Genomic DNA, 14,016 nt, shown 5'->3' on the forward strand with positions numbered 1-14,016 from the left:
TTTATTTACAAAATAACCCTAATAATTGTAAGGAATGGTGATTTTTACGCCGCAGGAGTCGCTTTTAATTACTAGTCTGACCAGTTTGATTGTGTTATAAATTTATTAAATCGCACTATAAAAGGACATCTTCTATGCATTTTGAACAATTACTTCTCCAAGCTTCAAAAATTGGAAATTTAGACAATACCGAACAATCAACTAACACAATGCAATTCCCAGAAAACTGGTGCCAAGGCAGAACTGCTTTTGGTGGGCTTTCGGCTGCGCTGTTATATCAAGCAATCAGAGGCAAGGTAACGGGTGATCGTCGCTTACTTTCACTCAGTACTAATTTTGTAGGGCCTTTACTTGCCGATACTCCTTTTTCGTTGTCGGTTGAAATACTACGCCAAGGTAAAAGTAGCACACAGGTACTCGCCAAAGCGATTCAAAATGAACAAGTGTGCGTAATTGTACAAGCGTGTTTTGCTAAAAGTAGAGAGTCAGGTATTAATGTACCTGTTTCAAAATCTTTGGGTTTAAAGCCAGTAGATAAGCGCCATACATTACCTTTTATAAAAGGTCAGATGCCTGAATTTTTCCAACATGTTGATTTATGCCCCCAACAAGGTGCTATGCCATTTAGTAGTGCAGAAACTTCTCACTTAGGTGGCTGGATGCGGTTTAAACATACACCCGAGCAAATAACTGAAGCCCATGTGATTGCACTTACCGATGCATGGCCGCCAACACTTTTACAAATGTTCAAACAACCTGCGCCGGCAAGTAGTATGTCGTGGTATTTAGAGTTTGTACAAGAGCCAAATTTAACTCCTGGAGAATGGCTTGGCTTTGAAGCAATCACTCATCATTCAAAAGATGGTTACGGTTTAGAAGATGGCTGTATATGGTCGCAGTCGGGTGAGCTAATAGCGCTTACACGTCAAACAGTGGCGTTATTTGACTAAAAGTATGGCCAAACAATATTAAATTGTTTAGCCATTAAATGCTTATTAGTTGTTCGCGTTGTATTAATGCATTAAATATTGCAAAATTGGAGAAATATTCTTCATGCTTGGTATTAAATTGCAAACTGTATGCCCCTGCTGCGATCTGATCATAGATATACCTCGCATAATCGCAAAACAAATGGCGATATGCCCACAATGCCACCATAAACTTTGCGAAGCCGATGTTAATCACGATAGTCGTATAGTTGCACTAAGCTTTAGCGCACTATTAATGCTGCTGAGCAGTATGTTTTACCCTTTTATTTCTTTTAGCAGTAGTGGTATTACTCAAACTATTACTCTGCCCGACGCGGCTCGAATTTTATTTAATTACGATAGTGAACTGCTTGGCTTATTTATTGATTTGAGCATTATTGCTCTGCCTATGGGTTTGCTTCTTATTTTAATTCCTTTGCATCTTGGGCTTTTAAAAACATTACCAGAGGGCATAGCAAGGCGACTACTAAAGTTCACCCTTGCGTTAGAGCCCTGGATTATGTCGGAAATATTTTTAATTGGCGTACTTGTTAGTATGGTTAAAATCATGTCGCTGGCTGATATTAGCTTTGGCACGAGTTTTTGGGCTTATGTGGGGTTTGTTATTTTATACATAGCCGCGCTTGTTCACTTAAATCGCCCACGCTTATGGGCTCAAATAAAGCCTGTAAAAGTACTCGAAGGCGCAGAGCATGCTAAACGTGCAATAGATGAAAATATTAAAGCCTGCCATGTGTGCCATCAACTATGTACCGGTAATATTTGCCAGCGTTGTCATACAAAAACACACGTTAGAAATCCTTACAGCGTGCAAAAAGCGGCAGCTTGGCTAATAACCTCTGTTGTTTGCTATATTCCAGCGAACATTTTACCAATTATGCACACCACCAGCTTAGGAGACGAATCGCCCTCGACTTTAATTGGCGGTGTAATCACGCTATGGAAAAGTGGCTCGTACCCTATTGCAACGATTATATTTTTAGCCAGTGTTGTTGTCCCACTCGCTAAAGCATTTGTACTGAGCTTTTTATGCTTTATGGTAACAAGGCCTGCCAATAGACATACAAAAAGTTACACGCGAATTTATCAACTGACTGAATTTATTGGAAAATGGTCGATGATAGATGTATTCGTGGTTGCTATTTTAGTTGCCTTAGTTCAACTGGGTAATTTAATGTCAGTAACACCAGGATTAGGCATTGTATTTTTTACAGTTATGGTAATATGCCAAATGATGGCTGCCCATGCCTTTGACCCACGCTTGTTGTGGGATTCCCCTAAAAACAAAAAATCAGAGAACAAAGCATGACCGAAACTGCCGAAATAACAAAAGAACCGAAAATTTCCGCTATCTGGATCATTCCGGCAATTGCGCTGTTAGTGGGCATGTGGATGTTATACCAATACCAAGCTAATAAAGGCCCTACAATTTTTATCGAAATGCCACAAGCTGAGGGCATTATTGCAGGTAAAACTGAAATAAAAGTGCGCAGTGTAAAAATAGGTCAAATTGATCATGTTCGACTATCAGACACCCAAGACAGCGTTATTGCCCGTGCGCAAATAGACAAAAACTACAATAACTTATTAACTGATGATGCCAAAATTTGGGTTGTAAAACCACGCATTGATGAAACGGGTATTAGCGGAATGAGTACGCTATTGTCTGGTGTATATTTAGAGTTTTCACCCGGTGAAAGTAAAGAGCTAAAAGAGCGTTTTAAATTACAAGACGAACCCGCCCTCATTGGTAAAGATGTGAAAGGTGGCCGTTTTAAATTAATGAGTTACAACACTGAAGTGCTTGATGTGAGTACCGGTATATTTTTCAAAAATTACAAAATAGGTCAAATAGAAACCGCCACTTTTGATTGGGAAAACCAGGCAATGAAGTACGGCGTATTTATTAAAGAACCTTATCAAAATCTCATCACCATGAACTCTATTTTTTGGGTGAACGCAGGGATTGAAATTGACCTATCTGCCGATGGCATCAATATTAATACGGGCTCTTTAAGTAAACTTTTAAAAGGCGGCATTTCGGTTGGCTTACCTGAACAACAGGCCCCGGGTGAAATAGCACAAGATGGGCATAGCTTTTCGTTAAGCCAAAGCTATAAAGAAGCGCTAGAAGAGCGCTTTTACGATTTTGATTACTACCTCATTGAATTTGAACAATCAGTTCGAGGGCTACGCACAGGTGCTCCTGTCGAATATAGAGGTATGCGTGTAGGTACTGTTGTTGAAACCCCTGCCAATGTAATTATTGACGGTAAACCTGCCCACTTTAGAAACCATAATACGGCGGTTCCAGTACTTATAAAAGTAGAATACGGACGCTTGTATCACGACAGTGCCTCAGCTAAAGAGTATTGGCAAGGTAGTTTAAAAGGCTGGATTGAAAGTGGTATGCGCGCCTCGTTAAAGCCTGGTAATTTATTAACGGGTGCAGTGTACGTTGATTTTGATATATACCCAGATGCACCGCAAGCGCACCTAGGTAAACTTGTGCAATATGATGTTTTTCCGAGTATTTCTAGCGGCATAACCGTATTAGCAGACCAAGTCTCTGACGTACTTAATAAAGTAAATAACTTAAAAGTTGAAGATAGCTTAGAACAAATGCAAGCCACATTTACCGATTACCGAGCGCTTGCTAATGAAATGCGAGAGCTACTAAGCCAAAAAGATACACAAAACTTACCAGGTGACTTTAATCGTAATTTCGAAAAGATGACAAAAAGTATGGAGCAGTTTGAAGTAACTATGCGCCAATTTGATAAAACCATGGCCAGTTACCAAGCAGGTTCTGAACTTCATCATCAAATACAGCAAACATTAAAAGAGTTTAAACGTTTAAGTGAGGGCCTACAGCCTCTAACTCGCGGATTAAACGAGCAACCTAATATGCTAATTTTTGATAAATCATTACCAGCAGATCCAAAACCAAGGAAGCAATAATGAAATCGTTATTTTTAACTGCAAGTTTATTATTACTATTGGCAGGTTGTAGTTCATCGATACAAACTGCCACACAGTATTATCAGTTTGAGCAGCCTATTGGTGCATCATCTCGAAATGTGACAGACACAGACGCACAATTAAGAATACAAACAGTTGTACTTAGAGGTGCTTTAAATAATTTAGGTATTGCTATGAAAATAGATAGCAACCAAATACATGCTGCTAATTACAACTTGTGGGGCGAATCGCCGGATGTAATGCTCACTGCAACAGCCCAGCAAACTCTTTTTAATGCTATGCCAAATTGGATGGTAATAAAGGGCTTACCGGTCATTACTGAACTCGATCAACAAACATTTTATGAACTTGAATATGAAATACACCATTTTAATGGTGACCTAAAAGGTAATGCTGATATCTCGGGGCTTTGGCGCTTATATTACACTCACCCAGAAACCGGGCGACGTTTAATTAGTATTCATAACTTTTCAAACGTAGTACCTATTGATGATGATGGTTATGACGGTTTAGTTTCGGCACTTGAAAAAATATGGCTAAACATCAACCTAAATGTCGCTAAAGAAATAGAACAAGCAAGACTTTAGTTTTGATCTTATTCATTGCTTTCCACTAAAGAAGCACTTGTTAGTTAGCTAAAAAAGAAGAATGAGGGGTCATTAAAATTAATAAAAATGAATCCCTTCATAATATATTATTATTTTAAAAGCATGTAAGTTGCCTTTTTTCAATAACTTAAAACGGAATTATAAATGAAAGAAGTTGAGGTCGCTTATACCGACTTAGAATTAATGCAAATGGGAAATGATGAACGAGCTCATGTTGTAAGTCAAAGGAAGATGATTAGTGCTGGGGTTGGCGGGCTTGTTTTATTGGCCGCTGCATATAGCTTTTTTATTGCTGCAAAGTTTTTCTTTCTTGATATTCCTTTAATAGAACCTTTATATTTTATTACTAGCCCTTTCTGGTGCATACCGTTAATGTTTTTAACAAGGTCTGTTTTTTTTAGAACACTCTTAGCTATTTGGGTTACAGTCTCCCTTCCTTTCCTTTTTACTTTTACGTTTACAATTCAAGATTTTCACTTCGGAACGAGCATTAATTTCGATTATCTCTTTAGTAATTTGAGTCAATTTTACGAACTTGCCTATGGAGATATAGGTTCAAAATTACAACATTTAACTATATCTAGAGCACTTTCTCTTGAACAACATAAAATTTTTATGAGCGGTATTATGCTTATTAACTCACTCGTGTTGGTTATCTGCTTTTCTATGTTTTATCGTATTTGTTACGACGTAATATTAGGTTTTAGCAAAAACAAACCAACGCTTGAAGTTAATGGTTTTTTTTCAGTACTTAGGTGGTTTGTTCATTGTATTTGCAACCTACTTCATCCTTGCTCATCTGCTTATACTTACAAAGGATCTTCCTTTCGGCTTAGGTATCTTTATTGCTTGGAATGTAATGTTTTACCCATTTTTAGGTATTCGATTAGCCTTAACAAATTCCAAAAGAAAAACTAAAGACAAAATAGGCACAATGTTTACGCGTTATTACATCGTATTTGGACTGGTCATTTTTCCTTTATCATTATATTTGAGTGGTAGCCTAATGGTAAAAATACAAGGAATATTATCGGGTAGCATATTCTCTATTTTGTTTTTTTTGCCGGTCATTTTAGTGCCATTTTTTCTTTATTCGTTAAAAGACAAAAAAGTACAAGAACAAAGTGATTAAATAAAAGCACTAACTACAGTTATAGTGTTACTCGTTGTAACTGTAGTTATAAATGTGAAGGCATAATGTCTCATAAAAAGGTCGAAGGTCTTCTATACTGAGCGAAAAACGAGCGCGAAAGATGTTAGAGCCCTTTCATAATTTGCTGTATATTCCAAATATATTACATCGATAAAATTTCATAACATTCGCTAATATTTACTAAACCTGACTACCGTATATAGATTCAAATATCATTTCCAACATACCTTAAAACCTCACTAAAACCCCATTCGTAATTGTGCAACCAACTTTAAATTTAATATTATTTTTTTGAATTCAAATATCAAAGTATTTTTAATTAAATACATACCTCTTCTAAATTTAAACACAAACCTAATCCTGACACATTCCCCACACTATTTACCGATACCTTGCAAACCCCGTTTTAGGTACAATGCGTTTTGCATTCATTCTTTTGAGTTGTGTATTTATATACACGAATGTAATTAATGCATGCTAGTTTAATAGCAATTCGCTTAATTTAGAGGTCTATTTTGAGGTAATAAAACGGTGTCGATAACAAGGCATAAATTATCGAAAAGCAAGGAACTTAATAGTAAGGAGTAAAGGTATTGAGCAGTTGGTAAATGATTCTTTAATTCTTAATTTGTTTTTAGCGAGTAAAAAATCAACGCCATAAAACCCTAAAACCTGCGCAACTCTACTTACTATTTAACAGCTTTAAATCATTTATATATCACGTTTAATTATCTGTTTTATAAAAGATAAAAGCGGTAGATGTAGTAAAAATTGAGGTTAATCCCTTAGTAATTGGATATTTTTTAAGGAAAATAATATGAAAAAAAGCACACTGCTTGGCTGTGCTATTAGTATTACTTTGTGTTCAATCACACAAGTACATGCAACGGTTAATAATCAATTAAATAAAGGTATTTTTAATACCTTAAGTGCAAATACTAATGTTGTTGCTAATGAACAGTTTGGTATTGAAATAAGCTCACAAACGAGTATTACATTTTTTGTAAATACATCTGACTGGGCTGATGTACATTATATTTTAAACAGCGATAATCAACATAATGCTCGCATGATTATAAATGGCTCACGTAATACCAGAACACTAACGGGCTTGAGCAATGGCGACATTATTAAGTACTCATATACTTATTTAGATGAGAGTGGAGCAGCAAAAGACTCACCTTGGAGTACCTATATTTTTAATGCTGTTGTTGATAGTACAGATTCAGATAATGATGGTGTTAATGACACCGAAGATCTATGCCCTAACACAGCAACTAACGTAGTTGTTGATGCAGTCGGTTGTATAATTGAGCCTAATGATAATGAAGAAGAAGCTGACTTAGGCAGTATTGTCCCGTTATATAACAATTCAACAGTACTTGAGCATGCTATTTCTTTTGACCGTGGTGATGCACTTGTTACTCGCTTTGCAGACAGGGGACGGGATCGCCATGCAAAAGAGGATCAATTTCAAGCTTACGATCACTATTTATCGCATTATTGGACACACCGTACCGCACAATTCGAATTTGTTGATTATGTTGCTAAGGGCGGCGATTCAATTGAAATTACTTTTATCACAGAGTGGAAATTAGACGCCAAAGAATTTAGAGCTTGGTATCGAGGTTTAAATACCGTTGCAGAATACCATGGTAACCTTGGCGGTCGAGTGATTGAATTAGATAATGGTAGTTATGATCATGATTTTAATAAAATAAGCGATACCGGTAATCAATATCGATATACATTAGTTATTAATGATTATCGCCCATTAAATTGGTCTCCATCTAATGTTATGCCTCTAGACGTTGGCCAACGTATGGAGTTTGAAGTGAGCCAGTTTTTAGATGTATCAGTCCCTGAAGGTCGTACGAATTACTACGGTACAACTTATTTATATATTGTTGGTGAAGGTTTAGCCCCTTGGAAAACCGTTGGTAACTTTGATGACGAGAGTTCTGAACGTGAAGATTCATATCCAATTGCCCAAAATGGTCGCCTAGGTGGCGGTACCACTTTACCTTATAACTACACTAACGAACCTGATAACCACTTTATGCAAATGGCTACCAATTTATCAAACGTAAACGGTCAAGTATTTGTACAAGGTCGACGAATTCACCACACTAATTTTACCACGGGTGGGCACGACGAAAGTGTTGAAAATGGCATTTTCACTGAGCTTGTAGGTAAAGCTGGTACGCATTATGTTAATACATCTTGTTCTGGTTGCCATGAACGCAATGGCCGAGCTTCAGTAGCTGATACCGGTGTTCCTTTAGATAAGTGGGTATTTGCAATCGCTGATGCAGATTCTCAACCAGATCCTTTGAGAGGCTATGTATTACAGCCTAGTAATATTGGTATTAACTCTGCATTAGGTGAAGGTACAGTCACAATTGCCTCATGGACTGAAAATAATGGTCTGCGCTCTCCTAATTATGAATTTTCTAGTGGTAGACCCGCACGTTTTTCTGCTCGATTAGCACCTCAGTTAGTCGGTTTAGGTTTGCTTGGGGCTGTCAGCGAAGCAACTATATTAGAACGAGAAGATCAAGATGACCTTGATGGAAATGGTATTTCGGGTAAAGCGCGATTATCAATAGACCCACTTACTGGTGAAACGCGTTTAGGTCGTTTTGGCTACAAGGGCAATGCAACGTCTATTAAACATCAAGTTGCTGGTGCATTAAATACTGACATGGGAGTAATGACATCGGTAAAGCCAACACCTGATTGTGGCCCTAATCAAACAACCTGTGGAAATGAATTGGGTAGTGAGCTGTCCGATGAAAATTTAAATAATTTAGTTAAATATATTTCTTTGTTAGGTGTTCGTGCACAACGCGACCTTGATAACGATAATGTTATTCTAGGCGAAACCATATTTAATGAGATTGGGTGTGAAAGTTGTCATCGCAGCACAATGAAAACCAGTGAGTTTGCACCATTAGCCGAATTACGAAACCAAACTATTCGCCCGTTTAGTGATCTATTATTGCATGATATGGGCGAAGGTTTAGCTGATAACTTAGGCGCTGGCAATGCAACGGGCGCAGAGTGGCGAACAGCACCTCTTTGGGGTCTTGGTCTATCAGCCTGCGTAACCGGTGGTGTTACTAACCCTACCGGTTATCAGGGTGATGATGTGTGTAAACCTGACGCTAACTATTTACATGATGGACGAGCGCGTTCTATAAATGAAGCAATTATGTGGCATGGCGGCGAGGCTGAAAATGCGCGTATTGCCTATGAAAGCATCACTTCATCAGAACAATTAGCATTGTTAACATTTTTAAACTCACTTTAAAATGAGTTATTAACTATCGCTATTAACTTTGACTGACCTAATATCTGATAAAGAGGATTTATGAGTCCGTTAAATCATAATGACATTTAGGTTTATTACTTACAGTTCAAATTAATAATTAAAGCCTATGCTATTTATCCTTACAGCATAGGCTTTTTATTTTAAGCATCATGATTCGTTTTTTAACTGAGTGAAAGTTCAGTACAAAATAGCTTTTAATCACAGCATTAAAATAAATGTTATTTAATGCATTTATTTATTGACTGAAATTAAAAAGCAGATTATTTTTGCGCTGATGTTTTTACAGGCACAACAATAGCGGTTTGCACTCCTTGCACCGTCTGGCGCCAAAGCCAACGCGTTTCATTAAAATGGCTATTTAACATAACCATTTAGTGACCCTCCCGCGCGTACAAAAGCAGTGACTTGGAATATGATTTAACAACAAATTTATCATCTTCTTTGTTTTTGTATAAGCAGTTTAAAAATTATATTTTTAATTTTTATGCATGCTTTTAATTTTGTGAATACTTAAATGCTTGAACCTTCTGCGTTGAGTTTATTACCACCGTTAGTGGTGGTTGTATTGGCTGTTGTATTACGCCGCCCTATTTTATCTTTACTTATTGGTGCTTTAGTTGGTTTAGTTATAGCCGACCCTGCACAGGTACTTACTAACTTTGCAAGTACATCGCTAAAAGTGATGACAGACGAAACTATCGGCTGGCTAATACTTGTATGTGGTGGCTTTGGTGCACTTATCGCGCTATTAGTACGTACAGGTGGCGCATCGGCTTTTGGCAAGCTAGCTCTTAAATACACCAAAGGTAAACGCTCATCTTTGTTTATGACCTTTTGCTTAGGTGTGGTTATTTTTATTGATGACTACTTAAATGCGCTTACTGTGGGTGAAACCATGAAACGCATTACCGATAAATTTAAAGTTAGCCGTGAGATGCTTGCTTACGTTGTTGACTCAACTGCTGCACCAATTTGTGTGCTTGTCCCTTTATCTACCTGGGCGGTATTTTTTAGTGGCTTATTGGTAGATAACGGTATTGCTGAAGAAGGCAAAGGTATTGCTGTTTATATTCAAGCTATTCCGTACATGTTTTACGCGTGGTTTGCAGTGCTTGTTGTTTTACTTGTTGTGTTGGGTGTTATTCCTGCGATTGGTCCAATGAAAAAAGCAGAACAAATGGCGCAAATTGAGCAAGCTCAAGTCGATCCAGCTCAATACAATAACGTTCAAACAGCAGATGAATACGCAGTAAAAGCAGCTGAAGAAAACTTTGAAGATGCCGACCCTAAAGGTAAATTACGTAACTTTTTAGTGCCGATTATTTTACTAATCGCATTTACTGTTTACTTTGAAATAGACGTATACAAAGGCTTACTAGCAACAATGGCGGTCACTCTCCCGTTTTATGCGCTACAAAAATTAATGAGCGTAAGTGAAATGATTGAGCGCATGCTTGATGGCTTTAAAAGTATGATCCCCGCTATTGGTACTGTTATAGCGGCGTTTATATTCAAAGACGTATGCGACTTAATTGGTTTACCTCAGTTTGTTATTGGCAGCTTAAGCCCTTATATGACCGCAGCATATTTACCAGCCGTGGTATTTATTTCAATGGCTATTTTAGCGTTTGCAACAGGGTCGAGTTGGGGTATTTTTGCTGTATCAATTCCGATTGTTATGCCACTGGCAAATGCGGTTGATGCAAACATACCACTGGTCATTGGAGCGCTATTATCGGCTTCTTCTTTTGGTAGCCAAGCGTGTTTTTACTCAGATTCAACAGTGCTAGCAGCGCAAGGCTCTGGTTGTAATTTAATGAGCCATGCCGTTACACAATTGCCTTACACGCTAATTGCTGCGGCATTAGCTGTTATAGGCTTTTTAATAATGGCTTAAATTAGCTGAATAAATAAAAACCCCAATGTAGCAATACATTGGGGTTTATTTTTAGCTGTATAAATAAAGCTTATTTTTGTAGTTTAATACCATTGTAATAGGCATCAAGCGTTGTGATTTTAGTTTGATTTGGTAAATCGGCAAAGTCACTTTCTATAAACTTAGTACCACGTAATTGCACATTTAAACGTGCCGCATTAGGATTAAGCATTGTTTGCTTGTAGTAGTCTTTTATATCTGCAAGCGTTACTTTTTCAACTTCATCAATCAGCTTTTGCTTAGAATCAAAGGTAAAGTTTTCACGGTACCAATCGTTTATAAGTGGGCTCATTTCGTCACTTAAATTTTTAGGCTGCTCTTTAAGCGATACTAGGGTTGAATTTTTAAGCTGCTCAAAAGTCTCTTCGCTCATGTTATCAAGTTCAACTGCGTATTCTTTTTTAAACTTATCAAAACGAGCTTGTATTTCTTTTGGTCCTTTAACTGGTGTTTGAATATACAAACCAATTGCTGAGTAATCCTCGATTGGGCGAGCTAATGCACCTACTGCGTATGCAAGCTGCTCCTCAGTACGCATTTTATCAAACCCAACTGTTCTAAAGTGGCTTTGTAATACAGCCGCTTCTGCTTTTTGTTTGTAACCCGCAACAGGATGAACGGTCATATCAACCACCGCTACATCGGCTACATCAATATCTTTTTGCAGTACCAGCGTTTCGCCCGGTTGTGGCAACCACGCTTTGCTTCGTGCAAATTCACTGCGCTTATGGTTACTTGGTAATGTTGCACTTAATTCTTCTGCAATCGCGTCTATATCTTGCTGATTGTAGTTACCGTAACTAAATACGCGTAAATCGTTTTGTGCAAACGTAGCTGTTTTTAGTTGTGCTAAGTCGGCAACACTCAGTGAGTCAGCGGCTTTAATAAGCGCATCCGTATCAAAGCCACCTGTACGCGTTAGTTTTGAATACTCGCCAAATGCTTGTGCATACGGAAACTGCTTTTGTTGGTTTAGTAAATTACGTTTAAAGCGATCAACAGCTTGGCTAAATGCTTGTGCTGTTTCATCGGCTTTTAATCCGGTTAAAGCTTGTTTAAGCAATACATCTTGCTTATCTGTAAAACCACTCATAGATAAAACAAGACCATTACTCGGCGCAAGGCTTACACTCATACCGGCGATTGCTGCTTCGGTACTTAACTGACTTTGTTGAATATTATATAAATCAGCCCAAACAGAATAAAGGACTTCTGCTTTAATATCGTTCAACCCTGGTTGAGTATTTATATAAACTTCAACAAGCCCTTTTGGCTGCTCTGCAAATTTTTGACTTGCTTGGCGCCATACTTTTACGCCATTTTTATCGTAAGCAAGTTCTGGGTGTTTTTGCTCTTTAAATGCTTGAGTTTTTATTGCAAAATTTTCAGGCAATAAATTGTTTACAGTCGGTAGTGCTAACTTAAATTCGCTTGGTTTTTTCCAGCTTGCAATCTCTTGTTCGCTAATATCACTAATGCGGTATTTACCGTCGTAAAAGTGTAGTTGTGAGTCTGTCTCTTCTTGCTGCGATACATACCAAATACGAAGAGTATCGGCATTTAACTGCTCAAGTACTTTATTTACCGCATTAGCATCAAACTTTGCATAATAATAAGGTGCATTAATGGCGTGATTTAACGGGTAATCTTGCATACTTTGTGTAAGTGAGCTTACATAATTAAATTCATCACCTTTTTCTAAAAACTTAAATTGGTTATTTAGTGATGTACGAATTTCGTTGAAGTACTTGCTATCAACGCCTTCTTTTTTAATTAAATCGATGTACTGCATGATAGTTGCAACTATTTCATCACGATTTTTCATGCCTTCATCGGTAAGTTCTACATTTACATTTAACGAACCGTAGTTGCCATATTGATTTGGTGCAGCTGAAGCTGAAAGCTGAGACACCCACCCTTTGTCGCGAAGAAGTTGCGCTGGGCTACCCGGCATTTCATTACTTAGTAAATACGCTACAAATCGGTTTGGTTTAAGTGCAAATTCGCTATTATTATTAGCAATGGTGAAATCAAGTTGTAGCTGTTTTACATCTTCATTTGGTGCATAAAACACGCGTTTTCCGCCAGCGTTATCAAAATCAACTTTTGCAGTCACTGTTGGCTTTTCGATATTTTTATTTTTTATATCAGCAAAGTATTTTTGCGCTTTTTGCTCCATTTCAGCAATAGATAGATTTGAAATAAGCGCTACTTTCATAATATTTGAAGAGTAATATTTATTATAAAAATCAACTGTTTCTTTATGAAGTGAGCTACCTTCTTTGTCGCCAAGTGTTTCTAGGTTACCAATTAAAAAACGGTTAGCAGGATGATCGCCCATCATTTTACGCGCGAGTTTAAATTGACCAAAAAAGTCCATTTCGCGGCGCATTGACCACTCTGCGTTTACTGCATTTTTTTCTTTGTCTGTGTATTCAGGGTATAACTTAGGTGCTTTGAAAAAGTCGGCAAAGCGGTCTAGCCCTTCATCAAACGCGTCGTTATTAATTTTAAACATGTAATTAGTAATATCGAGCCAAGTGTAGGCATTATGCGCGCCACCATTTTTGGTCATAAAATCAGAATACCCTTTTGTGTCTGGGTAACGATCGGTGCCTAAAAACAGCATGTGTTCTAAATAATGCGCCATACCCTGTTGCGACATTGGGTCGTGTAGTAAACCAACACCTACACTTAGTGCCGCTGCTGACTTTTCAGCACCAGGATCCGACACTAAAATAACTTCAATGTCGTTTGCCAACTTAAGTGTTTTATATTCGCGGTTATCGTTAGGGCTAACAACTAACGTGTCTGATAGTAAAGAGGCCTGAGGCGCCACAGAAACAGATGATATGTTAGAACAACCACTTAATACGGCTAATGCGATAGCACTAAAACCAATTATTTTTTTCATTTTATTTTCCATTAAAAATCATCGCGCAAAATATAGAGTGCGCCAGTTGAAAGCAATATAGTAAAGCTAAACTAACATTTTAAATTAATGATATGCCACA

8 protein-coding genes are annotated in these 14,016 nt (G+C 37.6%); 7 read left to right on the top strand and 1 reads right to left on the bottom strand.

Features of this window, described 5'->3' with window-relative positions; all coding sequences use genetic code 11:
* Positions 1–134 precede the first annotated feature (134 nt).
* From I6F40_RS13030 to I6F40_RS13060, 7 genes are all read left to right on the top strand, one after another.
* Positions 135–950 (top strand): thioesterase family protein, encoded by an 816-nt coding sequence (locus tag I6F40_RS13030; protein ID WP_166377191.1) that lies wholly within the window; start codon positions 135–137, stop codon positions 948–950.
* A gap of 181 nt (positions 951–1,131) precedes the next feature.
* Positions 1,132–2,298 (top strand): paraquat-inducible protein A, encoded by a 1,167-nt coding sequence (locus I6F40_RS13035; RefSeq protein WP_231609365.1) that lies wholly within the window; start codon positions 1,132–1,134, stop codon positions 2,296–2,298.
* Entirely contained in the window at positions 2,295–3,950 is a 1,656-nt protein-coding gene (gene pqiB, locus I6F40_RS13040) for an intermembrane transport protein PqiB (protein WP_197193044.1), read from the top strand. The genes I6F40_RS13035 and pqiB overlap by 4 nt, the downstream gene beginning before the upstream one ends.
* Positions 3,950–4,558: a PqiC family protein gene (locus tag I6F40_RS13045; RefSeq protein ID WP_166377189.1), complete on the top strand. Its 609-nt coding sequence runs from the start codon at positions 3,950–3,952 to the stop codon at positions 4,556–4,558. The genes pqiB and I6F40_RS13045 overlap by 1 nt, the downstream gene beginning before the upstream one ends.
* A 165-nt stretch (positions 4,559–4,723) precedes the next feature.
* On the top strand, positions 4,724–5,497 hold the full coding sequence (locus I6F40_RS13050; protein ID WP_166377187.1) for a hypothetical protein: 774 nt from the start codon (positions 4,724–4,726) through the stop codon (positions 5,495–5,497).
* A gap of 1,052 nt (positions 5,498–6,549) precedes the next feature.
* Positions 6,550–9,045, top strand: coding sequence for a di-heme oxidoredictase family protein (locus I6F40_RS13055; protein WP_231609366.1), 2,496 nt, complete (start codon positions 6,550–6,552; stop codon positions 9,043–9,045).
* Positions 9,046–9,580: 535 nt separating this feature from the next.
* Complete coding sequence (locus I6F40_RS13060) at positions 9,581–10,963, top strand: Na+/H+ antiporter NhaC family protein (RefSeq protein ID WP_024591807.1); 1,383 nt, start codon at positions 9,581–9,583, stop codon at positions 10,961–10,963.
* Between the two features lie 70 nt (positions 10,964–11,033).
* Here the strand turns inward: I6F40_RS13060 and I6F40_RS13065 are convergent, their stop codons facing one another.
* Positions 11,034–13,916 (bottom strand): insulinase family protein, encoded by a 2,883-nt coding sequence (locus tag I6F40_RS13065; RefSeq protein WP_166377185.1) that lies wholly within the window; start codon positions 13,914–13,916, stop codon positions 11,034–11,036.
* Positions 13,917–14,016: the final 100 nt, after the last annotated feature.

The organism is Pseudoalteromonas sp. SWXJ133 (assembly GCF_015864365.1).
Classification (GTDB): Bacteria; Pseudomonadota; Gammaproteobacteria; order Enterobacterales; family Alteromonadaceae; genus Pseudoalteromonas; species Pseudoalteromonas arctica.

Bases quoted from the DNA above. Each gene is read 5' to 3' on its own strand.
- I6F40_RS13065 (WP_166377185.1), bottom strand. From the start codon at position 13,916: ATGAAAAAAATAATTGGTTTTAGTGCTATCGCATTAGCCGTATTAAGT.
- I6F40_RS13050 (WP_166377187.1), top strand. From the start codon at position 4,724: ATGAAAGAAGTTGAGGTCGCTTATACCGACTTAGAATTAATGCAAATG.
- I6F40_RS13035 (WP_231609365.1), top strand. From the start codon at position 1,132: ATGGCGATATGCCCACAATGCCACCATAAACTTTGCGAAGCCGATGTT.
- I6F40_RS13055 (WP_231609366.1), top strand. From the start codon at position 6,550: ATGAAAAAAAGCACACTGCTTGGCTGTGCTATTAGTATTACTTTGTGT.
- pqiB (WP_197193044.1), top strand. From the start codon at position 2,295: ATGACCGAAACTGCCGAAATAACAAAAGAACCGAAAATTTCCGCTATC.
- I6F40_RS13030 (WP_166377191.1), top strand. From the start codon at position 135: ATGCATTTTGAACAATTACTTCTCCAAGCTTCAAAAATTGGAAATTTA.
- I6F40_RS13060 (WP_024591807.1), top strand. From the start codon at position 9,581: ATGCTTGAACCTTCTGCGTTGAGTTTATTACCACCGTTAGTGGTGGTT.
- I6F40_RS13045 (WP_166377189.1), top strand. From the start codon at position 3,950: ATGAAATCGTTATTTTTAACTGCAAGTTTATTATTACTATTGGCAGGT.